The organism is Acinetobacter sp. CIP-A165, from assembly GCF_000367985.1.
In the GTDB taxonomy this organism is placed as follows: Bacteria; Pseudomonadota; Gammaproteobacteria; order Pseudomonadales; family Moraxellaceae; genus Acinetobacter.
This window is the reverse complement of sequence record NZ_KB849200.1, coordinates 431,402-454,266: the sequence shown is the minus strand read 5'-3', so window position 1 is coordinate 454,266 and position 22,865 is coordinate 431,402. Positions and strand designations below refer to the sequence as shown.

Annotated in this window: 21 protein-coding genes and 1 pseudogene; 11 read left to right on the top strand and 11 right to left on the bottom strand. The window is 40.3% G+C overall.

Going from position 1 to position 22,865, the window contains the following annotated elements; translation table 11 throughout:
* The 3 genes from F991_RS01980 to F991_RS01970 all read right to left on the bottom strand — a co-directional run bounded on the left by F991_RS01980 (position 1) and on the right by F991_RS01970 (position 2,002).
* Complete coding sequence (locus F991_RS01980) at positions 1-750, bottom strand: HvfC family RiPP maturation protein (protein WP_004668440.1); 750 nt, start codon at positions 748-750, stop codon at positions 1-3.
* A gap of 9 nt (positions 751-759) precedes the next feature.
* Entirely contained in the window at positions 760-1,614 is an 855-nt protein-coding gene (locus F991_RS01975) for an HvfB family MNIO-type RiPP peptide maturase (protein WP_004668439.1), read from the bottom strand.
* A gap of 79 nt (positions 1,615-1,693) precedes the next feature.
* Positions 1,694-2,002, bottom strand: coding sequence for an HvfA family oxazolone/thioamide-modified RiPP metallophore (locus tag F991_RS01970; protein WP_004668438.1), 309 nt, complete (start codon positions 2,000-2,002; stop codon positions 1,694-1,696).
* Between the two features lie 163 nt (positions 2,003-2,165).
* Here F991_RS01970 and F991_RS01965 point away from each other — a divergent pair.
* Positions 2,166-2,780, top strand: a pseudogene (locus tag F991_RS01965) (DoxX family protein).
* Between the two features lie 65 nt (positions 2,781-2,845).
* Here the strand turns inward: F991_RS01965 and tusA are convergent.
* Complete coding sequence (gene tusA, locus F991_RS01960; protein WP_004668436.1) at positions 2,846-3,103, bottom strand: sulfurtransferase TusA; 258 nt, start codon at positions 3,101-3,103, stop codon at positions 2,846-2,848.
* Between the two features lie 175 nt (positions 3,104-3,278).
* Here tusA and F991_RS01955 point away from each other — a divergent pair, with 175 nt between their 5' ends.
* A complete protein-coding gene (locus F991_RS01955; protein WP_004668435.1) occupies positions 3,279-4,118 on the top strand; it encodes an HlyC/CorC family transporter in 840 nt (279 codons plus the stop codon).
* Entirely contained in the window at positions 4,115-5,674 is a 1,560-nt protein-coding gene (gene lnt / locus F991_RS01950; protein WP_004668434.1) for an apolipoprotein N-acyltransferase, read from the top strand. Before F991_RS01955 ends, lnt begins: the two co-directional genes overlap by 4 nt.
* Before the next feature lie 52 nt (positions 5,675-5,726).
* Here the strand turns inward: lnt and F991_RS01945 are convergent, their stop codons facing one another.
* Positions 5,727-6,071 carry a hypothetical protein gene (locus F991_RS01945; RefSeq protein WP_004668433.1) on the bottom strand — a complete coding sequence of 115 codons (345 nt, stop codon included), beginning with the start codon at positions 6,069-6,071 and terminating at the stop codon, positions 5,727-5,729.
* A gap of 159 nt (positions 6,072-6,230) precedes the next feature.
* Here F991_RS01945 and F991_RS01940 point away from each other — a divergent pair, with 159 nt between their 5' ends.
* Both F991_RS01940 and F991_RS01930 read left to right on the top strand, forming a co-directional pair.
* The gene (locus tag F991_RS01940) at positions 6,231-6,635 is read left to right on the top strand and encodes a transposase family protein (RefSeq protein WP_000669095.1); all 405 of its coding nucleotides are present in this window, start codon (positions 6,231-6,233) and stop codon (positions 6,633-6,635) included.
* A 92-nt stretch (positions 6,636-6,727) separates the two neighbouring features.
* Complete coding sequence (locus F991_RS01930; RefSeq protein WP_000543647.1) at positions 6,728-7,066, top strand: transposase family protein; 339 nt, start codon at positions 6,728-6,730, stop codon at positions 7,064-7,066.
* Between the two features lie 223 nt (positions 7,067-7,289).
* Here the strand turns inward: F991_RS01930 and gspG are convergent, their stop codons facing one another.
* Entirely contained in the window at positions 7,290-7,823 is a 534-nt protein-coding gene (gspG, locus tag F991_RS01925; protein WP_004668431.1) for a type II secretion system major pseudopilin GspG, read from the bottom strand.
* An 8-nt stretch (positions 7,824-7,831) separates the two neighbouring features.
* Positions 7,832-9,037 (bottom strand): type II secretion system inner membrane protein GspF, encoded by a 1,206-nt coding sequence (gspF, locus tag F991_RS01920; RefSeq protein WP_004668430.1) that lies wholly within the window; start codon positions 9,035-9,037, stop codon positions 7,832-7,834.
* Positions 9,038-9,251: 214 nt separating this feature from the next.
* Here gspF and F991_RS01915 point away from each other — a divergent pair, with 214 nt between their 5' ends.
* From F991_RS01915 to F991_RS01905, 3 genes are all read left to right on the top strand, one after another.
* On the top strand, positions 9,252-11,477 hold the full coding sequence (locus F991_RS01915; RefSeq protein WP_171063375.1) for a primosomal protein N': 2,226 nt from the start codon (positions 9,252-9,254) through the stop codon (positions 11,475-11,477).
* A gap of 288 nt (positions 11,478-11,765) precedes the next feature.
* Positions 11,766-13,583, top strand: coding sequence for a cation:proton antiporter domain-containing protein (locus F991_RS01910; RefSeq protein ID WP_004668428.1), 1,818 nt, complete (start codon positions 11,766-11,768; stop codon positions 13,581-13,583).
* Positions 13,584-13,703: 120 nt separating this feature from the next.
* On the top strand, positions 13,704-14,576 hold the full coding sequence (locus F991_RS01905; RefSeq protein ID WP_004668427.1) for an Hsp33 family molecular chaperone HslO: 873 nt from the start codon (positions 13,704-13,706) through the stop codon (positions 14,574-14,576).
* Between the two features lie 38 nt (positions 14,577-14,614).
* Here the strand turns inward: F991_RS01905 and F991_RS17735 are convergent, their stop codons facing one another.
* Positions 14,615-14,761, bottom strand: a complete 147-nt coding sequence (locus tag F991_RS17735) for a DUF6881 domain-containing protein (protein WP_004668426.1) — start codon at positions 14,759-14,761, stop codon at positions 14,615-14,617.
* A 143-nt stretch (positions 14,762-14,904) separates the two neighbouring features.
* Between F991_RS17735 and F991_RS01900 the strand changes: the two genes are divergently transcribed.
* Both F991_RS01900 and F991_RS01895 read left to right on the top strand, forming a co-directional pair.
* The gene (locus F991_RS01900; protein ID WP_004668425.1) at positions 14,905-15,855 is read left to right on the top strand and encodes a DnaJ C-terminal domain-containing protein; all 951 of its coding nucleotides are present in this window, start codon (positions 14,905-14,907) and stop codon (positions 15,853-15,855) included.
* 11 nt (positions 15,856-15,866) lie between these two features.
* Entirely contained in the window at positions 15,867-16,193 is a 327-nt protein-coding gene (locus F991_RS01895; RefSeq protein WP_004668424.1) for a chaperone modulator CbpM, read from the top strand.
* A 44-nt stretch (positions 16,194-16,237) separates the two neighbouring features.
* Here F991_RS01895 and pnp read toward each other — a convergent pair whose 3' ends face one another.
* Together pnp and rpsO are read right to left on the bottom strand one after the other, a co-directional pair.
* Positions 16,238-18,325: a polyribonucleotide nucleotidyltransferase gene (pnp, locus tag F991_RS01890; RefSeq protein WP_171063386.1), complete on the bottom strand. Its 2,088-nt coding sequence runs from the start codon at positions 18,323-18,325 to the stop codon at positions 16,238-16,240.
* Positions 18,326-18,584: 259 nt separating this feature from the next.
* Positions 18,585-18,854: a 30S ribosomal protein S15 gene (gene rpsO / locus F991_RS01885; RefSeq protein ID WP_004668422.1), complete on the bottom strand. Its 270-nt coding sequence runs from the start codon at positions 18,852-18,854 to the stop codon at positions 18,585-18,587.
* Positions 18,855-19,092: 238 nt separating this feature from the next.
* On the opposite strand from rpsO, the gene F991_RS01880 reads away from it, so the two are divergent.
* Positions 19,093-20,391, top strand: coding sequence for a serine hydrolase domain-containing protein (locus F991_RS01880; RefSeq protein ID WP_004668420.1), 1,299 nt, complete (start codon positions 19,093-19,095; stop codon positions 20,389-20,391).
* Between the two features lie 704 nt (positions 20,392-21,095).
* Here the strand turns inward: F991_RS01880 and recD are convergent.
* Positions 21,096-22,847 (bottom strand): exodeoxyribonuclease V subunit alpha, encoded by a 1,752-nt coding sequence (gene recD, locus F991_RS01875; RefSeq protein ID WP_212749343.1) that lies wholly within the window; start codon positions 22,845-22,847, stop codon positions 21,096-21,098.
* Positions 22,848-22,865 lie beyond the last annotated feature (18 nt).

Sequence of the window (22,865 nt, the reverse complement as noted above, 5' to 3'; positions counted from 1 at the left end):
TCAATCCTCGGTTATCGAGTTTTTGGGCATATCAATCAACTCCAACTGAGTTAATAAATCGGATAAAGTATGAACTTGTAAAAGAATTTCATGTGATGACAAATCAGGGAGTGTTGCACTTATAAGCTCGCAAAGCTCAAGCTCAGATAAAGGCTGTTTATGTAGTTTTTCAATTAAAAAAGCAAATAATGGTGAAAGCGCTTCGACACAAACCTGATCATTTTGATTTCGCCATACCATGATTGCACTTGGATCTTGCTCAAGATCAGTTTGATTGAGTGCCCATCGATAAACTGGATATTGATATACTAAAACCCAAACTTGAGTTTTAAATTGCCATACAGGTGCTTGAACACATTGCTTCTCTGAGATGTCTAAAGTATCTAAATAAAGCTCTAGCCATTCATATTGTAGTAATTCAGCGAGCCAAGGATAATTCTGTAAAACTGGATGCTGCTGTTCGCTTAAATACTCTCTAAATTGTAGTGAAATCTCATTATAGAAAGGTGATTGATTTATAGATTTTTGAAAAAATTCGTCTAAAAGACATTGCCACGTTTCTTTTGACAAGATTGATCGCGTAACTGGATAAACTAAGTCGACAAAAGAACTGACATTATTGAATAATAATTCTCGATAGACACGCATACGCTCAGTTTCAAAAGATTGAGGTATCGGTTGTTTGGGATCGCGTATCCAATTACAAAATGCGTGTTGGGTCTCTTGGAAAGACTGGAGTTTCTTATTCATCTTATATCCTCATGATCCTGTTAAGCATGATGTTTTAGACAATGATGACGTAAGTAAAAATTGTTTTTGTATGCTTTGAATCATGGCAAGCTCATCTTGTAATTCTTGCCATGTCGGAATATTAAAATCACGTTCTAATAATGTCGGTTTCACACCGTATTGTTGATAAGTAAATGCCAATAGCTTCCAAACGGGATCACTGATCTCAGCCCCATGTGTATCAATTAATAAGTCATCACTCACTTGCTCATGACCAGCAATATGCAAATAACGGATGCGATCTCGGGGCATCTTTGTTATAAATTCATAAGGATTGCTATGATGATTAATACTGTTAACGTAGACATTGTTTACATCTAAAAGTAATTCACAATCCGACTGCTTAATGACTTCAGTAACAAATTCTGCTTCACTCATTTCAGCATGCGGCATCAGATAAGTTGAGACATTTTCAAGCACTAACTTTTGCCCAAGGATATCTTGAACACGAAGAATACGTTCTGATACATAGCGTACTGCGTCTTCAGTCATCGGGATCGGTAATAAATCATATAAATAACCCCCATCATTGGTATAGCTTAAGTGCTCTGAATAAGTACTTACCTGATAGCGTTTTAAAAATGTTTTTATCTGTTGAATAAATTCGATATTGAGTGGATGTGGGCCGCCAATCGATAAAGACAGACCATGACAAATCAAAGGTGCTTTTTCTGTACATTGTTCGAGTAGCTTTGCATGTCGACCGCCAAAGTTCATCCAGTTCTCAGGTGCGACTTCTATAAAATCAGGATATTGATCCGCCTGTAAAAAGGTATCAACAAAATCACGCCTTAAACCTAAACCCACACCCGTTAAAGCCACCATGGAATATTCCTTATTGAATGATGCAAATCAAGATTAAATCGATTTGCATCGCTCGTTAGCTTGTTGATTCTTGAGCAAACTATTTGGCAGCACCGCATTTGCCATCAGATGCTTTTTTATCAGCACCACATTTTGCATCTGTTGCTTTATGTGTTGCTCCACACTTTGCTTCAGCGGTTTTTTTATCAGCGCCGCATTTTGCCTCAGTCGTTTTATGTTGTTTTTTTGCCTTATCAGCGCCACATTTTGCTTCACCACATTTTGCATCTGCTGTCTTGGTCACATGTGTTTCAGTGGTAGTCGAAGCAGCAGAGACTTGAGTCGTTGCACCAACCATCGAAAGTGCGACCAATGCAGCGACTGAAGTCATTGAGTTTAATTTATTCATTTTGAAGTTCCTTTTTGAGTCAATTTTTAAGTTTGTACTACGGTACATATCATTAGACGAGCGACCAATCCATTTATTACAGTTAAAACTAAAAAAATTATTGTAATAAATTAACTCTTCAACCGACTAACAATCATTGAATGCTATTCGGTGTGAAATTCTCATGAAGTACTTAATTAACTCAGTATTGCACTGGTATCAACAAAGCCTACAATATTTTAGACACCTTGATGGAATTGCTGCGCTCGCGCTAAGAATCTATCTCGTTCCTATTTTCTGGATGGCTGGGCAAAATAAGCTCATGCATTTTAATGATACTGTAGCCTGGTTCGGCAATACTGACTGGGGATTGGATTTGCCCTTTCCTATCCTAATGGCAGGACTTGCAACTTCGGCTGAACTTGGTGGCGCAGTATTATTAGCACTTGGGCTTTTTACTCGTTTAGTGAGTATTCCACTGATCATCACCATGATCGTTGCAATATTAACGGTACATCTTCCCAATGGCTGGCAAGCGATTGCGGATGCAAATGCCCCCTTTGCAAATGCGCAAGTCTTAGCATCTTCAGAAAAATTAGAAAAAGCACGTGAGATTTAACAAAACTATGGAAATTATGATTGGCTGACGTCTAGCGGTTCATTGGTGATTTTAAATAATGGAATCGAATTTGCTGCAACTTATTTGATTATGTTGTTGGCTTTGATTGTTCTTGGCGGAGGTCGGTATTTTAGTTCCGATTATTGGCTATCTCGATATATGAATAAATTTAGAAAGTAAGAGAATGACACAACAGGATTGTATGGCTTGGTTATGCCAAGCCATACTGATCAATCAAAGATCAATTAACCTTTCTGCACCAAATAACGATATTCAGTGTTGCTATGCTCATCTAGACTTTCTTCTTTGAGCAATAACTCATGTCCCAAATGCATACAAAACTTGGGAATATCCCATGATGTGGAAGGGTCCGTTGCAAACACTTCAACGATGTCGCCTGACTTTGCTCTACGGATCGCCTGATGTAACATCATCACTGGCTCGGGGCAACGTAACCCTCTCGTATTGAGTTGAACAGTAGCTAGGTTTGATTGTTCAGACATCATAAAACTCAAATATTCGAATTTTCATATTTTAACATAAAGGGACGATTTAGAAATCATCTACAAGTTTTGAAAAAACTGTACGTTTCTTGCATCGTTTTATTGATGCATATCTGCTTTTTCTTCGGTATGATGAAAATCATCTAATTGATATAGAGAGTCTTTAGGAAAGATCATGATCGAGGAATCCAGTCCGTCGTGGGGTATGCGTGGCCTAAGAAAATGGTTAGGTACTGCACCAGAAACCCGCGATGAATTACTCAAGTTAGTCCAAGACTCACGTCGCTTTTTAGAGCCAGATACTGTTGCTATGCTTGAGGGTGTTCTTGATCTGCCAGCAACAAAGATTCGAGAAGTCATGACTCCACGTACAGCGATGATTAGCTTACAAGAGGATGACCAATTACTTGATATCTTAGATGTCCTGATTGATTCAGCACATTCGCGTTTTCCTGTATTTTCAGCAGATCAAACTGATAATGTCGTTGGTGTTCTACTCGCAAAAGACCTTTTACCGTTTTTAACTGATCGCAATGTTAAAGTGGATATTCGCGCCTTAATGCGCCAGCCAGTTTTTGTCCCTGAAAGTGCGCGTACCGACCAAGTGTTGCGTATGCTCAAAAACACACAAACACATATTGCAATTGTGATTGATGAGTATGGTTCAACGTCTGGTTTAGTGACGCTTGAAGATATTCTTGAAGAAATTGTGGGTGAAATCGAAGACGAGCATGATATTGCAGATGAAGAAGCTTTATATATCGTGCCAGACAATGACCCAACCACAGCCAATACATGGATCGTTCAGGCGCTTACACCAATTGAACATTTCAACACAATTTTAAATGCTGATTTTTCTGATGATGAAGTTGAAACTATGGGCGGCCTGCTGCTACAAGAAATCGGTTTAGTCAGTGATTTACAAGGTCAAACCATTGAGCTTGATGACTGGCAATTTACCATTATTGAAGCAGATGCACGTACTATTCATCTGATTCGAGCTGTCCGTTCATGAGAACATATTTTGAAAAGCTGTTAAATCCTTCTCAACCGCAAAAACAGCTCCCCTTTATCGTTCCACTATTGATTGCACTCATTTCGGGTGCAATCTTTAGTTTGGCTCTTGCACCTTATTATTTTTGGTGGTTGGCGATTTTGTCACCCGCATTGCTATATGCGGTGTTACGCCAACGCAGTCCTAAACAAGCTTTTGTTTTAGGCTGGGCCTATGGATTTGGTTTATGGTTTGTTGGGGCATTTTGGCTCTACACTTCAATTCACGTCTATGGCGACACCAGTGCGATTCTAAGTGTGCTGATGATCGTCGTTATGGCGTTGTTGATGGGATTATTTACCGCCCTACAGACATGGCTATATCGTCGTTTTTTCCCAGAAACACCACTAACTTTTGCACCAATTTGGGTCTTGTTTGAATGGGCTAAAACGTGGGTATTTACTGGTTTTCCATGGTTATTTGCAGGCTATGCCTTTACTGAACGACTCTTAGATGGCTATGCACCATTGTTTGGTGTTTATGCTGTTTCATTCGTGGTGATTGTACTTGCTTGTGCCTTGGTCGAGATTTTAAGTCGACGTTGGTTTTGGGTGATTCCATCGGCATTATTGGTTTTAGGTGCATGGGCTGTCGGATATATTCAATTCGTACAACCTAAAGCCGCTAAACCGCTCAGTGTTTCGTTGCTTCAAGGTAATATTCCACAAGATCTTAAATGGTTAACTGAATACCAGATCAAGACCCTCGAAATTTATGCAACGTTAACGCGTAAAGAATGGGGTCGTGACCTGATTGTTTGGCCTGAGTCTTCAATTCCGTTATTCCAGACAGATATTCCTGAATTCTTAGCGGCAATGGATAGCCAAGCCCAAGCATCAGGGAGTGCATGGGTCACAGGTATTCCATATTGGGATATACCTAAATCACAACAAGTTGGTGAACCTCAATACTACAACAGCATTATGGCGTCTGGCAGCGACTCTTCTGGTTTATATAAGAAACAACGCTTGGTTCCATTTGGTGAATATATTCCTTTATCAGGGCTGCTGAAATGGGTACTACCCGCCATGCAAAATGATGTCAGTATGGCTGGTTTTTCTCGGGGTGAAGCGAATCAAAAACCCTTAACCGTTAAAGGACATGCTTTAGCTGCGGCGATTTGCTATGAAGTTGCCTATCCAAACCTAACACGTCGTAATGCATTGAATAGTGACTTTCTCATTACGGTTTCTAATGATGCGTGGTTTACGGGTACAGCAGGACCTTGGCAACATTTGCAAATGGTACAAATGCGTGCCAAAGAAAACGGTCGTTGGTTTATCCGTGCCACCAACACAGGTGTGACTGCGTTTATTGACCATCATGGTCATATTGTAAAGCAAGCACCAGTCGATCAAGAGTTTGTGCTACGTGGCGATTTACCCGCCATGCAAGGGCAAACGCTATATAGTCGTTTAAGTGATTACCCGATCCTGATCTTTTCAGTTCTTTTACTGATAATGGGTTGGTTCTATCGTCCTCGCAAGGTGGATGTTTCGTTCAAGTCACGGCGATAAGATAAAAAGAGCGTTTTAAAATAAAACGCTCTTTTTTTTGAATCAATAAAAATCAAAATACCAGTGATAATTGCACACTTAAATACGCGACTAAACTGGATAAAAATAACATCGGAATATAACGATAGGCTTTAAACAAAAGCTGCTCATAATTAGAAATGAATGCTTTATTATCCCAAACACTGGTTTTCAAAGCACTTAAAAAGCAAAGTACAAACCAAGCACTCAACATACTTAGTGCAAAAAAGCCAATCATGATTTGGCTACTGCCTTCTGTTGTTTGCCATAGATTTAATGCAGCTTGACTAATCGGCAACAAGCTTAAAATGAGCAACACAGATTTAAGCATGGCCCAATGAAACTGATTCAGTTCATCCAACACAAAAAAAGCTTTCATCTGCGACCTCCCCATATATCATATTTATGATTTAGATTTATTATGCAAAGCTTTGAACTAAAGGAAAAGACTAGACTTCCGTCATAAATCAAAAAACGTACAATTTATTTGATCTTAAATTAATCAGCAAAATTATTTAATTCAAGAGATAATCCTTGGATGAAATTCAAAGATATTCAAAAATTATCAAACGTTAAGTTTCGTAGGCTTACCGGTGTTAGTTGGGCTACATTTAACCTCATGTTGGCCGAGCTAAATAAGCATTTACCTCGTCATATTGGTAAAGGACGACCGCATAAATTACCGTTGGAAGATCGTTTGCTCTTATGTATAGAATATTGGAGAGAATATCGAACATTTTTCCATCTTGGTATGAGTTACGGTGTATCTGAAACGAGTGCAATTCGTATCACACGTGTTATTGAAGATACCTTAATCCGTTCTGGAAAATTCAACTTGCCAAAACAACTTCCTAATCGAGATGAAGTGGATTGGGAAGTTGTTGTGATTGATGCCACTGAAATATTAGTTCAACGTCCAAAAAAAACAGAAGAAATGGTATAGCGGTAAAAAAAAGCGACATACCTTTAAATTTCAGCTATCTATGCACTATATAACAGGTGAAATACTGAGTTGTATGTGGAAGTCATGGAAGCATGCATGATTTTAAAATATTTAAAAAAAGCATGAGGAAATTAAAATTTAAGCCCTTTTTTATCGTTGATAAGGGTTATTTAGGGATAAAGAAATTGGGTTTTGGATGCCTCATGCCATCTAAAGCAAAGAAAACTGAAAAACTAGATTCTGAATTAAAAAAGTTAAATAAAGAGATTGGTCGTAGACGAATTCAAGTAGAGCATGTATTTGGAAGGATGAAATGTTTTAAGATTTTATCTTGTGTATATAGAAATCGTCGTAAAAGATTAAACCTGCGGTTTAATTTACTTGCTGGCATATACAATTTAGATTGGGTGAAAGATAAACAATTAAATTGATTGAAAAATGATTTATGAAGGAAGTCTACTATTTTTATGCATAATTTCTTTTTCTTGTAACGATTAAATATGGGAATAGTTCTTATTATAACTATCAAATAATCAGTATTTTATTATATTTTTACATTTCAAATATTTAGATTATATTTTTGAATCAAGAAACATTATCACTTCACTCTTGATTTATTTAGTGATTGAGTGAAGTGATATCTTGAGTTAAAAATTATGGCTGATAATAAATATCTGCATCATTACCTTCACCACCTTCTTTACCATCCGCACCAAACGAATATAAATCAAATGAACGACCTTCTCGGCCAGGCATCACATATTGCAAATCATTTTCCCAACTGTCTTTCGGATAACCACCTTTAACATAACCACCTGGTAACCAGTTTTTTGCAGATGCTGGTTGATTAACCAAAGCATCTAAACCACCATCCTGCATTGATGGGTAACGGCCATTATCTAATTTATATTGATCTAATGCGCCAGCCACACCTTTTAAAGTAATGCTGGTGGTATCCACTTTGGCTTTTTCACCACGCCCCATCACATTGGGTACGATCAGTGCTGCTAAAACACCTAAAATTACAATCACCACCATTACTTCAATGAGGGTGAAGCCTGAGGCACGATTCATTCGAGCAGCGCTCGAACGTGCCGCAAGACGAGAAGCTTTGCTTCGAGTACCAGAATTCAAACTATGTTCAACATTGTGTTTATTCATTAAATTATTCATTTTCATCTCAAACATCAAATTTCCTAGATCATATTATTCATATTAATAATTGGCAACATAACCGCAATGACAATCACCAAGACAATCGCTGCCATAAAAACCAGCATCAAAGGTTCAAGCAACGCCAACATCGTTGATATAAATGTGGTGACCTCGCGATCCTGCATCGTAGATGCACGGTCTAACATGCGATCCAATTCACCTGATGCTTCACCACTTCGGATCATTTGTACCATCATTGGTGGAAAATAACCGCATCGCTCTAACTGCGTTGCCAAATTACCACCTTCTGTTACACGTTCCATTGCGACTTGAATCGCATCACGCACCACCCAGTTATTGCTCACTTCTGCACCAATGCGAAGTGCTTCTACTAAAGGTACGCCTGATCGAGTCAGAATAGACAGGGTGCTGGCAAATCGTGCCGCATTTATACCACGTGAAAGTTTACCAAATAGTGGCAGTCTGAGCGTTAATCGGTCAAATGCGTAGTGCCCTGCGGTGGTTCGTAAAAAACGTGTGAATAATACAATGACAATAAAAGCCAACAGCAATATCCCAATCCACGTCTGCTTGATGAATGCACTGGCTTTCATCAACAACACCGTAATCCAAGGCAATGCTTCTTTACTCTGCTCAAAAGTCTTCACAATTTCAGGAACCACATAGGTCATCAGCCCCATGACGATCGCAAATGACATCAGCATCAGAATAATCGGATAGATCATCGCACCCTGAATTTTCTTTTGCATGGCAAAACGATTTTCGGTGTAATCAGAAAGCTGATCTAAAATCAGATCTAAATGCCCTGAACGCTCACCTGCTGCTACGGTTGCGATATAAAGTTCGGGGAATCGTCCTGATTGTTGCATCGCTTGTGCCAGCGAATGACCTTCCATGACTTTTGAGCGCACGGATGACAGTAAGTTTTGCACATGCGATTTTTCGCTTTGTTTACTGACCGCACGTAATGCTTCTTCAAGTGGAATACCTGCAGCAACCAGTACCGAAAGCTGACGGGTCATTAAGGCTAAATCATAAGCACTAAAGCCTTTTTTAAACCATGCGTGCTGTTGCTGTTTATCTTTTTGTTCAACGGTTTCAACCGCAATCGGTGTCCATGCTTTATCTCGTAACTGTTGACGAATTTGACGTGCGGAATCTCCCTCAAGCACACCTTTGTGTTGCTTTCCAGAAGCATCAATAGCAGTAAATTGATAAGCTGGCATGGTTCTGTTCTAATTGTCCAAAATGTTGTTGTTAAGCTGCGTCCTTGTAAGGGATGAGAAGCCAAAGTGTCGCAAGTCATCTGAGGCAGATTGACCTTATGCACAGCACTGTAGCACAGGGCTGATTGATATTTCATCCATGTCTTGCTTTATCAGCTAAAATGATCCAAACAAGGTATGAAATCGTACCATTTAACACATGAATAAAGCCTATATGCCTACCGAAAATTCTAACGCTATTCTTTACCGTATTCGAGTCGCCATACCTGTATTTGTGTATGACATGTTTGACTACACAGTCAGTGCTGAGCAATATGCACAAGCACAGGTGGGTGCACGCGTTGCAATTTCTTTTGGTCGACAAAACCTTGTTGGCATTATTACTGAAAAAGTTGATCCTAACGAGCCATTTACGGGACAATTCAAGCTTAAAGCCATCACTGAACTACTCGATCAGCAGGCCATTATAGATCAGCAAGTTTTAACTTTGGTGACATGGTCAGCGCAATATTATCAATTCCCCATTGGCGAAGTCATGCAAAGTGCCTTGCCTACATTATTAAGACAAGGACGTGCTTTAGATATTCTATTTCACCAGTGGAGTATTGTACCGCACGGCAACCCTGATGCGTTATTAAAACGCTCTCAAAAACAATATGATGCTTACCAAGTATTAAAATTACATCCGCAGGGCACGACTGAAAATATTTTAAATTTGAGTGGCGTAGAAACAGCAACACTGAAAGCATTAGAAAAAAAGGGGCTGATTGAGTGCCGTCTTGAACCGCATGATTTCACCCCGACGCCTGTGCAATTGGCACAAGTTCCTCTCACCCCAAATGAAGATCAAAAGAAAGCCATTCAACAGATACTGAAAGCACAACAGCATTATCAAGCCTTTTTACTCGATGGCTTAACTGGTAGCGGTAAAACCGAAGTGTATTTGCAAGTGATGTATGAAGTGTTAAAACAAGGCAAACAAGTATTAGTACTGGTGCCTGAGATTGGTTTGACCCCACAAACAGTTGCTCGGTTTAAATCACGTTTTCATTGTGATGTGGCATTGATGCACTCTGGTTTAAATGATTCGAAACGCTTGCAAGCATGGCAACATGCACAAGCAGGCAAAGCATCAATCATAATCGGCACTCGCTCAGCGATTTATACACCACTTCCTCATCTCGGCTTAATCATCTTAGATGAAGAGCATGACCTCTCCTACAAACAGCAAGAAGGCTTTCGCTATCATGCCCGAGATGTCGCATTATATCGGGGGCATTTGCAAGGCTGCCCTGTGATTCTAGGCTCTGCAACACCGAGTATTGATAGTTATCATCTGGTGGAATCTGGAAAACTGCATTTGCTTGAACTCAATCAACGTGCTGGTGTCGCTGTACTCCCCAAAATGCATGTAATTGATTTAAAAATTGCTAAGAAAAAACATGGTATCAGCCAAAATTTAATCGAGCAGATCAAACTCACCTTAGAGCGCAAAGAACAAGTGCTGATCTTTCTCAATCGTCGGGGTTATGCGCCGATTCTGATGTGTGAAAGTTGTGGTTGGCAAGCCAATTGTCCTCATTGTGATGCTCACTTTACCCTGCACTCTCAGCCTTATCATTATTTGCATTGTCATCATTGCGGTACGATTCATCGCCTCCCTGATGATTGCCCTGCATGCCAAAAAAAGACCCTCAAAACCATCGGTGCAGGCACGGCAAAACTTGAAGAACATTTACAAGAGCTGTTCCCTCATCACGAGGTCATTCGAGTCGATCGTGACAGCACCAGTCGTGTCGGAAGTTGGCAAAAAATCTATGATCGTATTCAACAGAACAAACCTAATATTTTGTTAGGTACACAAATGCTGGCCAAAGGACATCATTTTCCACATGTGACGCTGGTGGCGATTTTAGACATTGATGCAGGTTTGCTCAGTGTTGATCTACGTGCGCCTGAACGTACCGCACAATTGATTGTGCAAGTTGCAGGCCGTGCAGGTCGTGGAGAACATAAAGGTAGTGTTTATTTACAAAGCCTGCGCCCAGATCATCCCATGCTCACCACTTTGATTAAGCATGACTATCGGACTGTCGCGAAGCAAATGCTGGCAGAACGCAAGATCGCCATGCTGCCCCCTTATCGTTATACGGTGTTGGTTCGTGTGGAATCCAAAGATCGAGCATATAGCCAACAATTCTTAGCTGAAATCGCGCAACAATTCAGAACGATGGCTGCTGATCTAGTCGATATATGGGGACCGATCCCAGCACCGATGGAAAGAAAGGCAGGACGTTTCCGTGCCCACATGGTGATTTTGTCTGCTGATCGGGCAAAATTGCATTTTTATCTGCGCCAATGGTGGCAACAAGTGGTACATTTACCTCGTCTACATCAACTCAGACTGTCGATTGACGTAGATCCACAAGAGTTTAGTTAACCCTACTTAATATGTCAGACATAAAATCTCACATGAAATATGAAACTCGAAGATGTCATTCACAACCTGCATGGTTCATTTAATATATTGTTTCCGCGATATATTGGATCGCTGAAAGAAGTAAACAGGTTTTGTGGATGACAAATGGTTTTGCCTACTTTTCCCGAAAGAAAAGTAGGTCGAACCGAAGGTTTGTCCTAAAATTGGATGAGATCTCTGCAAGACTCCGTCATAATCATCCATGAATTAAAAAATTAGAAACAAGTTAAATCCGATGTAGGTTGCTTAATGTCTTTATTACTCCCGATCATTTTTTTACTGGCTGCGACTTTAATTTTTGTTCCAATTGCAAAACGCTATGCCGCAAGCACTGTTTTGGGTTATCTCATTGCAGGGCTTTTGCTTGGCTCAAGTGTGTTCGCACTGATCACCGATACACAACTGATTCGCCAATTAACAGATTTAGGCATGATCATGTTGATGTTCTTTATTGGTTTCGCTTTTCGTCCTCGACACCTCTGGGCACAACGTCGCAGCATTTTAAAAAATAGTGGTTTTCCATTCAGCGTTATCAGCATCATTTTGGTGAGTGTCTGCTTTCTGTTGTTACAAAATCTTCTCAGCAGTATTATTCTCGGTATTGCCTTGGCATTTTCTTCAGTCACTTTAATTCAGCAACTACTGCATCAAAAACAACAACTCAATAGTACATTTGGGCAGTCAGCCTCGAATACCCTACAATTTCAAGTTTTCATTGCGATTATTTTAATTGCACTTTTCCCCTTATTAGAAGATACCGCAACCACTCAACACGGTATTGCTTATTTTGCTGCGATCATTGCCACTGTTTCAGGTTTGTTCTTGGCCAGTCGTTATTTGGTTCGTCCTGCATTTCGCTTCTTGGCCCGTCATCATAGTCTTGAACTCATTCCAATACTGAGTTTATTGGTGGTTGTCGCAGTTATTTTAATCATGGACATTCTCAACATTCATGTGTTGATTGGCGCATTTCTCGCAGGATTATTACTCGCAGAAACCGAATTTAAAGCAGAAGTTGAACGCATTATTCACCCTTTTAAAGATGCGGCAATTGGACTGTTTTTCCTTGCAATCGGTTTGGGGCTTTCACTTAGTCCCCTATTGCAATCACCGTTATTGATCCTCGCATCTATTCTTGTTTTAGTGATCATTAAAGCAGGCGTGGTTGCTGCTATCAGCTATTATCAACATCGTCATGCCAAGTTAAGTACCCTGCTTGCAGTGACGTTGGCACAAAGTGGAGAGCTGTCATTTATCCTGCTAAAAATTGCTGAAAGTGAAAATGTATTCGCCTCTAATATGCTCGAATCGACCATGCTGATTGTTTTTGGTTCAATGCTACTCACGCCATTATTGTATTGGTTATTCAACGCTAAAATATTGCCGATGATGCTGAAAAAAATAGCTATTCCAACTGAAGATATACCACAACATCCAATTTTGATTGTCGGTTTTGGTCGTTTCGGGCAAGTGGTCGCTCGAGCTTTACATGCGCAAGGCAAGCAATTCAGTATCATTGACAGTAACCAGCCAGATGCTGATTTTGTGCAAAAATACGGGCATTGTTTCATTGATGCCGATGTAAGCCAAGTTGAAAACTTACGTGCGGCTGGAATTGAGCATTGTAAATTACTGATCCTTGCCATTGATGATGTGGAAGACAGTATGAATCTAGCACGTTATCTGCGTTTGAATTATCCAGACTTGAATATCATGGTTCGTGCCCGAGATCGTCACCACACCCATCTACTCAATGGTTTAGGTATTCAACATATTTGGCGTGAAACCTACGCATCATCATTGAATATGGCACAACAAGCGTTAATTGAAACAGGTCTTTCCAACGAAGAAGCGCAATTACAGATTGAACAATTTAAACAACAAGATCAGCAACTGTTTGAGCAACAGCATTGGTCACATGCTGAATATGATTTGATTGGTGCTTATCCAAATGCAATTGCGGAACTCGAATACTTGTTTGAAAATACAAAAATCATCGCCCAAGATCGTGTGCCGGATGAACAAACTAAACAAAGTGATGCAAATTCACCGCATGAAACATCTTGAGTTTTAGCAAACAGACACCATTATTGACTGCATAACCATTCACCTTTTTATAAAAGCCCTAAGCGCTTTTCAAGGCAAAGCATTGCTTTGTTTCCCCAATACGGGGTGCTGGAGAAAAATATGTCTGATTTACGCCAACGCTTTTTTATTGAAGATAGTCCTATCCGCGGTGAAATAGTTCATTTAGAAGAAGCACTGCAAACCATTTTGGCGAAACGTGAGTATATGCCTGCGGTACAAAGCTTATTGGGTGAAATGTTAAGTGCAACAGCCTTACTTGCAAGCACCATGAAAATCCAAGGGCGTATTAGCTTACAAATTCAAGCAAATGGCACATTTAAATGGGCAATGGCGGAATGTAACCATTTAGGTGAAGTGCGTGCTTTGGCTGATTATGAAGAAGATCCACGCTTCGCCGAAGGTACAGATAGTCGCACTGTGCTTGCATCATTAACCAATCCAATTTTGTTCATCAATATTGAACCTGAACATGGCGAACGCTATCAAGGTATTGTTCCACTCGATAAACCGACTTTGGCAGGTTGTTTAATACAATACTATGATTTATCCGCACAAATCCCAACCCATATTGTCCTAGCGACCAATAGTCAACGTTCAGGTGGTTTATTGATTCAACTGCTTCCTCGTAATGAAGAGGAACAGGAGTTCGTTGATGAAGATTTATGGCCACGCTTAACCCTGCTGACTGAGACCTTAAAGCCAGAAGAACTCACTGATCTTTCAGCTAATGAAATTCTTTATCGTTTGTATAATGAGGAAGAAGTGCGTTTACCTGAGGCTGAGCAATTAAAGTTTGGTTGCACCTGTTCTAGAGAGCGTTGTGCCAATGCTTTGATTCAAATTGGTGTAGCGGCGGTGCATGAATCCCTTGAAATCCAAAATCCAATTCAAATGGATTGCCAATGCTGTAACACACGTTATGAGTTTACCGCTGAAGAAGCTTTAGGTTTGTTTGGTGAGCATTTGAGTTAATCAAAAACAACTCCTGTGTTATCTACATGGGAGTTGATTCATTCATCAATACTTGCATACCCTAATTGACCATTTCTGAAAACTTCAATTTTACGAATTTCTTCCATTGTTGCATTTAGTTCGCCATATATTAAATACGGTTCATCAACAAAATTATGAATCCATTGTACTTTCCAATACCGCATAGATTATCCCTAAGTGCATTAAGCGATCTATTTTTATACTAGTTTTTCTATTTTTTGAAACAATATCAACACATATCCTCTCTGTTCTTTCTTGCTCAATCGTCAAATAATGGAATAAAAGTAAAACATTATGACAATAGACTATGGCAAAGAATTATTACGAAGAACTAGGTGTTGCACGCGATGCCTCAGCTGATGAAATCAAAAAAGCCTATCGCAAACTGGCGCGAAAATATCATCCTGACGTCAGCAAAGAGGCGGATGCTGAAGCCAAAATGCAAACGATCAATGTCGCTTATGACACCTTAAGTAATGCCGAAAAGAAAGCTGAATATGATCAGATGTTAGATCACCCACAAGGCTTTGCAGGTTTTGGTCAAAATAGCAATCAAGGCAGTGGATTTGATAGTTCACAATTTTATCGTCAAAGTTCGGGAGACAATACTGACTTTAGTGGTTTTGAGGATTTATTTGGTCGCTTCGGTTCTGGATTTGGTGGTGGTCAACAACGTTCGCAACGCCAACAACGTAGCTATCGCGGTGAAGACCAACATGCCAGCATTCAAGTCGATTTATCTGTCGCCTATCAAGGCTCAACTCAACAAATTAGTTTGCAAATACCAACCTACAATGCCTATGGCGAACCAGAAATACAGCGTAAGACACTAGAGGTTAAAATTCCAAAAGGGATGAAAGAAGGTCAACAAATCCGCTTAAATGGACAAGGACAAAGTGGTATCAACGGCGGTGAAAACGGTGATCTTTATATCGAAATTCAATACAATGATACCGATCGCATCCGTGTAGAAGGTGCAGATGTATACCAAACCATTGATGTCAGTCCTTGGGAAGCTGGTTTAGGACAAAATATTGGGGTGAATACACCTGCAGGACAACTTAATGTCAATTTACCTAAAAATGCAAAAAATGGGCAACAATTACGTTTAAAAGATAAAGGCATTCCAAACAAAATCGCAGGACATCTTTATCTGATCATTAACATCGTTTTACCACCAGCACATAGTGAACAAGAGCAACAAGCCTATCAGCAATTTGCTGATGCTTTCTCCTCTTTCCAACCTCGTGCAAGATAAGGAGTAAGATCATGACAACGATTCAATACAAAGAAATCCAATATGATGGTCACTGCCAAATTGAAATCATTGATGAACAAATGGCACTAGACCTTGAACGCTTTGCTGAAACTTGTGGTCAAAGTACAGAATGGGTACTTAAACTGATTGATTACGATATTTTGCAAGTTCAAGTTGATCCGCAAAGCTATCAATTTATTGGTGAAGATGTGGCTCGCGCACGTCGTGCTTATCGTTTACAACGCGACTTTGACGCGAGTTTATCGGCAGTTGCGGTTATGCTGGATTTGATTGATGAAGTACAACAACTGCGTAAACAGTTAAAACATTTTCATTAAAAAAAGTCCGCATTTAGCGGACTTTTTTGTATTGCTCAGCGTGATTACGCTTGTTCAATATCTTTCATGGTCAATTTGATACGACCACGATTGTCTACATCAGCAACCTGAACTTTAAGTTCTTGGCCTTCTTTTAAGACATCAGACACATTCGCAATACGCTCATTCGAGATTTGTGAAATGTGAAGTAAACCATCTGTACCCGGCATGATGTTTACAAACGCACCGAATTCAACGATACGAATCACTTTGCCATCATAGATTTTACCTGGTTCAACTTCAGCAGTAAGCGCTTGGATTTTTGCAATCGCAGCTTTAGCAGCCGCTTTAGTTTCACCAAATACGCGAACTGTACCATTATCTTCGATATCAATCGCAGCTTTGGTTTCTTCAGTAATGGCACGAATCGTTGCGCCACCTTTACCAATCACATCACGGATTTTGTCTGGGTTAATGGTGATCACTTCAAATGTCGGTGCATGTGCATTGATTTCAGGACGTGCACGTGAAATCACTTTGTTCATTTCATTGAGGATGTGCATACGACCAGCAAATGCTTGGTTAAGTGCAGCTTCCATGATTTCTTCAGTGATGCCTTCAATCTTGATGTCCATTTGAAGTGCAGTAATACCATTGGCAGAACCAGCAACTTTAAAGTCCATATCACCTAAGTGATCTTCATCACCTAAGATGTCAGAAAGAACTGCAAAACGTTCGCCTTCTTTCACTAGACCCATTGCGATACCCGCAACTGGCGCTTTCAATGGAACACCTGCATCCATAAGTGACAATGAAGCACCACATACAGAAGCCATTGAAGATGAACCATTCGATTCAGTGATATCAGATACGATACGAATCACGTACGGGAAGCGATCTGCTGCAGGAAGAACAGCCTGAACACCACGACGCGCTAAACGGCCATGACCGATTTCACGACGTTTAGGACCTGATTCACGACCTGTCTCGCCTACAGAGTATGCAGGGAAGTTATAGTGCAACATGAAGTTGTCAGTTTTAGTACCCGCAAGTGTATCGACCATCAACGCATCACGTGTATTACCTAAAGTCGTTGTCACTAAAGCTTGCGTTTCACCACGTGTGAATAATGCAGAACCGTGCGCACGACCTAATACACCCACTTGAACGTCGATACCACGAACTGTTTCAGTATCACGACCATCAATACGTGGTTTACCAGACAAGATATTGTCACGTACGGTACGGTATTTAAGCTCTTCAAATAATTCGTTTACTTCGTCAGCAATACCAGTTTCGTCATTTTCAGGAACGAATTGTGCAACTGCTTCTGCATAAAGTGCATCAAGTGCTGCGTAACGGTCTTGTTTTACCGCAATGGTATATGCATCAGAGATTTTTGCTTCAAACGCTGCTTTTAATTGCTCAAGCAGTGCTTCGTTTTTAGTTGGCGCAACCCAAGTCGATTCAACTGCACCCGCAGCAGCAGCAAATTCTTTAATCGCTTGAATCGCGATTTGCATTTCGTCATGACCAAAAAGTACAGCACCGAGCATTTGGTCTTCTGAAAGTTCTTTCGCTTCAGATTCAACCATTAATACTGCTGATTCTGTACCAGCAACCACAAGGTCAAGATCGCTTTCTTTTAACTGCTCATGGTTCGGGTTAAGAACGTATTCACCGTTGATCAAACCAACACGTGCACCAGCGATTGGACCACGGAATGGAACAGATGCAATTGACATTGCAGCTGAAGTACCAAGCATTGCAGCAATATCGGCATCCATCGTTTTGTCAGAAGAAATAACCGTTGCTGTTACTTGGATTTCGTTATAGAAACCTTCTGGGAATAATGGACGGATTGGACGGTCAATGAGGCGTGAAATTAAAGTTTCAGCTTCAGACTGACGACCTTCACGTTTGCCATAACCACCTGGGATACGACCCGCAGCATATTGTTTTTCTTGATAGTTAACAGTAAGTGGGAAGAAGTCTTGCCCTGCTTTTGCTTTAGGCTGAGCTACCACTGCTACAAGTACAGTAACGCCACCCATAGTGACCACAACAGTATTCGCTTGACGTGCAACACGACCCGTTTCTAAAACAACTTGATGTTGACCAAATTGGAATTCTTTACGAATGATATTAAACATTGACATGTATTTTAATTTCCTAGTTTTAATTCTAGTGAGACCCCTAAGGTTTGGCATTCAGACTACAACTGCTGTGTAGATAAATGACAAAGCTTAGAAGCCATCGCACTAGACCAAAGATTTTTAAAAAAGTTAAACACAAAGAAGGAGCGAACATGCGCCCCTTCTATAAAATCACCTAAGATAGATTAGGTGAAACTTTCTTCTCAGCGATAAAGCACTGTGACATGCGAAATACCGAAAACAAAGCCAAATCGAATTAACGACGTAAACCTAGTTCGCCGATCAAAGCAACATAACGACCGTGATCTTTACCATTTAAATAGTCAAGAAGTTTACGACGTTGGTTAACCATACGAATCAAACCACGACGACTATGGTGGTCGTGTTTGTGTTCTTTAAAGTGGCTCTGTAAATCATTGATTTGAGCAGACAATAAAGCAACTTGTACTTCTGGTGAACCAGTGTCGTTTTCAGCACGAGCAAATTTAGCGATGATCTCTGCGCGATCTGCGTTTGTTAAAGCCATTCGATTTCTCCGAGATGCTTAAAAAAATAAATGATATTGATCAGTTCTAAGAACTGACTGCCGTGCATCACTACAGCAAGTTGGCTATTTTAAGTGATCTCTGACTATATTGCAAAAATGTTTTAACGACACGGGCATTTCGGCAGCTGACAGCCCGTATAAAAAGATGCACACTAGCTGAGTTCTGTTTTCAATTTATGACAGAAATGAAAGAAAAACGAAAAAATGCGAGGGAATCGTGAAAATTTTATCAACCAATACCTGTTATGTACCCCATGATTTAAATCAAGTCATTCGCTCCAAAGATGAAGTTGCTGCTGAAATCGGGGGAATGACCGATGCTCAGATTGGAAAAATTTGGAACAGTGTCGAACACTTGTACAAAACAGGTAACTATCCTCTGATTACCTTGTGTCTACGTCGAAAAGGACAGATTCTAATTAACCGTAGTATTGGTCATGCTCAAGGCAACTCGCCTGATGGCTTAGCCGCCGATGCCAAAGTCGGGACACCAGATACACCTGTTTGCTTATTTTCGGCATCTAAAATGGTCACAGCCATGCTGATCCATATGTTAGATGAACGCGGTGATCTAAATTTACTTGATCCGATTAGCTACTATATTCCTGAATATGGCGTAAATGGGAAACGTCGTGCGACCCTCTTCCATCTACTCTCCCATCGCGGTGGCATTCCTCGTATTGACAGTGAAGTCACACCAGAACTGCTGTTTAATCAAGAAGAAATCTTAAAACTGCTGTGTGCAGCCAAACCGGTATCGCCTTCAGGAACGCATCTTGCTTATCATGCCGTCACCGCTGGCTACATTTTAGGTGAAATTGTACAGCGAGTCACAGGTCAAAGCGTTCGTGAGTTTTTGGCGAAAAACATAGAAAAACCGATGGGCTTGGACTACTTTAACTATGGTCTAAAACCTGAATATCGTGCCGATGCCGCGCTCAACTACGCAACAGGCATTCATCCAAGCTTGGGCACAGATCATTATCTACATCGTGTATTGGGCGGTGGTTTGCAGCTTGCAGTTGATGTCACCAACGATACTCGGTTTATGGATACGATTTGCCCCGCAGGAAATATTTATACCAGTGCTGAACAAGCAGGTCGTTTCTTTGAAATGTTGTTGAGTGGTGGTGAATATCAGGGCAAACAAATCATGAGTGCCAAAACGGTTTTTCGTTCGACGCTACCAACATCAGGGATCAGTTTAGATCGCACTTTACTGGCACCAATGCGTTATGCTTTAGGTCCTATGCTCGGTAGTAACCCGATTGGTTTATTTGGCCCGATGACTGGACAAGCTTTTGGACATATCGGTTTCTCTAACATTTTATGTTGGGCTGATCCTGAGCGTGATATCAGTGTCTCACTTTTAACGACTGGAAAATCTGTCGTCGGAACTCATTTACCTGCTCTGGCAAAAACCCTCTATCAAATCTCAAGCAATTGTCCGAAAATCCCAAAAGATCAACGTCGCTCATTGTTTGCAACTGATCGTACGGAAAATGATTTGGTTTAGCGGTTTAACATTCAAATCCATACAAAAAAGCCCAAGTTTTAGCTTGGGCTTTGCGCTTAATTTTTATTGTTTTCATTTTTATTTATTTTTGTTATTTATCTTTTTATTTACGATCATTCAAACCCTCTGAATGAGATTCACACATCATTTTTCTTATATAACTGAAAAGAATTTTCTTCTCTTTATACTGATCATTCTGTCACAACCAATTGTGGAGAAAAATAGCATTTCTCTTATCTCCTTGTAAGTTAAAACGTACGATTCTGTATAACAATTAACTTAATAATTAAAAATAACTGTCTAACAATGAAGTGGGGAACAAAACGATTTATTGAAGTATCAAACGGGTCGATTCCGTTTCACTTAAACAGCAAAATCCATCAAAGTGTGAATGTTCACGCTTTGAAATCAACCGATATTAAAGGTCACTATTTTTAGGCTTTTATTTGTAAAAATAAAAAAGCCCTGTAGTCTCTCCCAAAACTACAAGGCTTAGCGGCTGTAAGTTTCCTCTTTTATCACTTACTTCACTGTAAGTTCGCTGTCATCACGACGTTATTATTATATTTTTGCGATTTACCTAGTTTTCCCTACTAGGCTCTTTGTGTGTCCATAATCTCAAAAACACACAGATAGCTCTAGCGCCAATTGCTTGAATCCTTGTAAGCATTTTCTTACAAAGTTGTGAACTTTGAAGTATAAGTTCACAATCCATCCAAATTGATCTTTTGTACTAAACCACTACGACGAACCGTTCGAATTGTAAGTGCTTGTAATAACGCATTTGGATCGGCCAAAAGTGTGACTACTTTTTTTGCACGAGTAATCGCCGTATAAATCAACTCTTGGCTAAGCAGTTTTTCCGCTGCTTGATCAAGTACCACTGCCGTATGACTAAACTCAGAACCTTGTGATTTATGAATGGTCAGAGCGAAAGCCGTTTGCATATTTCGAGGCAAACGATGTGCAGCAATCCATTTATTTAAACTCGGAAAAAATACCTCAAATTGCTGCGATTGGCTACGATGTTTAAAGCAAATTCCAATATCGCCATTGGAAATCCCAAGTTGGTAGTCGTTATACGTCATCATCACAGGACGACCCACGTACCAATCCCCGATTGCAATCTGTTTAAGTTGTTGGTTCAACCATTGTTCAGCAAAACGATTGAGTTGCTCTATTCCTAAAGCACCATGTCGTACTGCGGCTAAAATCCGATAATCATCAAAAGACTGAATGACTCGTTCTATTTCATGTTCAGGGTCAATCGATTGTAGATAATTTTTTAACGCATCCACATAGCCCTGAAAACCATACATTAATTTTTGTTGATACGGTTCAACCTCAAAAGCAGGTTGTTGTGGCAAATACTCCAGTTGAATCAGGTCTGGCATGCCCTCTGACAGTGCAATGGCTTGCAAGGTTGAAGGTGCTACGATTTCCGATTCAAGTTTGGGCAGTACAGCGTGATGTTCTATTTGATCTTGCTGTGCTTGAATAAACCGTGCCAACTGTCCAATTTTGGCTTCATCAGAGAAACGGCGACTATTTTTCAGTTGTACTCGATTTTCGGTCAAGGCTTCAACTTGTTGTAAATCTGCCAAAACTGAACCGACATCGACCGAAGCCAATTGATTGGCATCACCCAATAAAATAATACGACATGAATCAGGCACTGCTTCAAACAATAAAGTAGCGAGATTGAGATCCAGCATCGATGCTTCATCGACCACGATGACATCATATGGCAAAGGTTGTTTGGCGTGAAAGCGAGGAATCTGCTGATGCCCTAGACCGAGTAAACGATGCAGTGTCTGCGTGTTTTGATGACGTAATTCATCGGTGACTAAACCTGATTCAAGCAGTTTGGGGTCATTAAATGAGTTTTGCAGTGCCTCTTGCATCCGTTGCGCCGCTTTACCTGTCGGTGCAGCCATGGCAATACGAATATCAGGAATTATCTGATTCAGCGCCGCAATAATTCTAGCCAAGGTATAAGTCTTACCTGTACCTGGTCCACCAGTAATAATGCTGAGCCATTGTTGCATTACCATTTTCAACGCCGCTTGTTGATATTCATCATTCAATAGGGCTTGATAGCTTGAAATATCCATTGCCTGAGTCGTTTGTCGCTTTAATCGACAAATCTGATCAGCGAGGCGTTGTTCTAAGTTCCAATATCGGTATAATGCCAAGCCCTGCTGATCATAGACGCATGGGGCAACTTGAATCGCTGCGATTTCGCTGCTTACAGCCAAATCACCCAAAGCTTCAAGCTGTGTTGAATCTACTTCAATGCAACTGTCGCCTTCTAAGCTAGCTTCAACCAGTTGTTGTAAGATAACTGATGCGCTAACTGCTTGTGCAGATTGAGAAAATGGGGCTTGTGAGAGATAACTACTCCACGTATTTAGCCAAGGTAAAGCTTCCGACTGATTACTGATTTGTTTGTCCACAGAGTTATCCTCAAACTT

Coding starts and splice junctions, on each gene's coding strand:
- F991_RS01980 (WP_004668440.1), bottom strand. CDS start 750: ATGAATAAGAAACTCCAGTCTTTCCAAGAGACCCAACACGCATTTTGT.
- F991_RS01975 (WP_004668439.1), bottom strand. CDS start 1,614: ATGGTGGCTTTAACGGGTGTGGGTTTAGGTTTAAGGCGTGATTTTGTT.
- F991_RS01970 (WP_004668438.1), bottom strand. CDS start 2,002: ATGAATAAATTAAACTCAATGACTTCAGTCGCTGCATTGGTCGCACTT.
- tusA (WP_004668436.1), bottom strand. CDS start 3,103: ATGTCTGAACAATCAAACCTAGCTACTGTTCAACTCAATACGAGAGGG.
- F991_RS01955 (WP_004668435.1), top strand. CDS start 3,279: ATGATCGAGGAATCCAGTCCGTCGTGGGGTATGCGTGGCCTAAGAAAA.
- lnt (WP_004668434.1), top strand. CDS start 4,115: ATGAGAACATATTTTGAAAAGCTGTTAAATCCTTCTCAACCGCAAAAA.
- F991_RS01945 (WP_004668433.1), bottom strand. CDS start 6,071: ATGAAAGCTTTTTTTGTGTTGGATGAACTGAATCAGTTTCATTGGGCC.
- F991_RS01940 (WP_000669095.1), top strand. CDS start 6,231: ATGAAATTCAAAGATATTCAAAAATTATCAAACGTTAAGTTTCGTAGG.
- F991_RS01930 (WP_000543647.1), top strand. CDS start 6,728: ATGCATGATTTTAAAATATTTAAAAAAAGCATGAGGAAATTAAAATTT.
- gspG (WP_004668431.1), bottom strand. CDS start 7,823: ATGTTTGAGATGAAAATGAATAATTTAATGAATAAACACAATGTTGAA.
- gspF (WP_004668430.1), bottom strand. CDS start 9,037: ATGCCAGCTTATCAATTTACTGCTATTGATGCTTCTGGAAAGCAACAC.
- F991_RS01915 (WP_171063375.1), top strand. CDS start 9,252: ATGCCTACCGAAAATTCTAACGCTATTCTTTACCGTATTCGAGTCGCC.
- F991_RS01910 (WP_004668428.1), top strand. CDS start 11,766: ATGTCTTTATTACTCCCGATCATTTTTTTACTGGCTGCGACTTTAATT.
- F991_RS01905 (WP_004668427.1), top strand. CDS start 13,704: ATGTCTGATTTACGCCAACGCTTTTTTATTGAAGATAGTCCTATCCGC.
- F991_RS17735 (WP_004668426.1), bottom strand. CDS start 14,761: ATGCGGTATTGGAAAGTACAATGGATTCATAATTTTGTTGATGAACCG.
- F991_RS01900 (WP_004668425.1), top strand. CDS start 14,905: ATGGCAAAGAATTATTACGAAGAACTAGGTGTTGCACGCGATGCCTCA.
- F991_RS01895 (WP_004668424.1), top strand. CDS start 15,867: ATGACAACGATTCAATACAAAGAAATCCAATATGATGGTCACTGCCAA.
- pnp (WP_171063386.1), bottom strand. CDS start 18,325: ATGTTTAATATCATTCGTAAAGAATTCCAATTTGGTCAACATCAAGTT.
- rpsO (WP_004668422.1), bottom strand. CDS start 18,854: ATGGCTTTAACAAACGCAGATCGCGCAGAGATCATCGCTAAATTTGCT.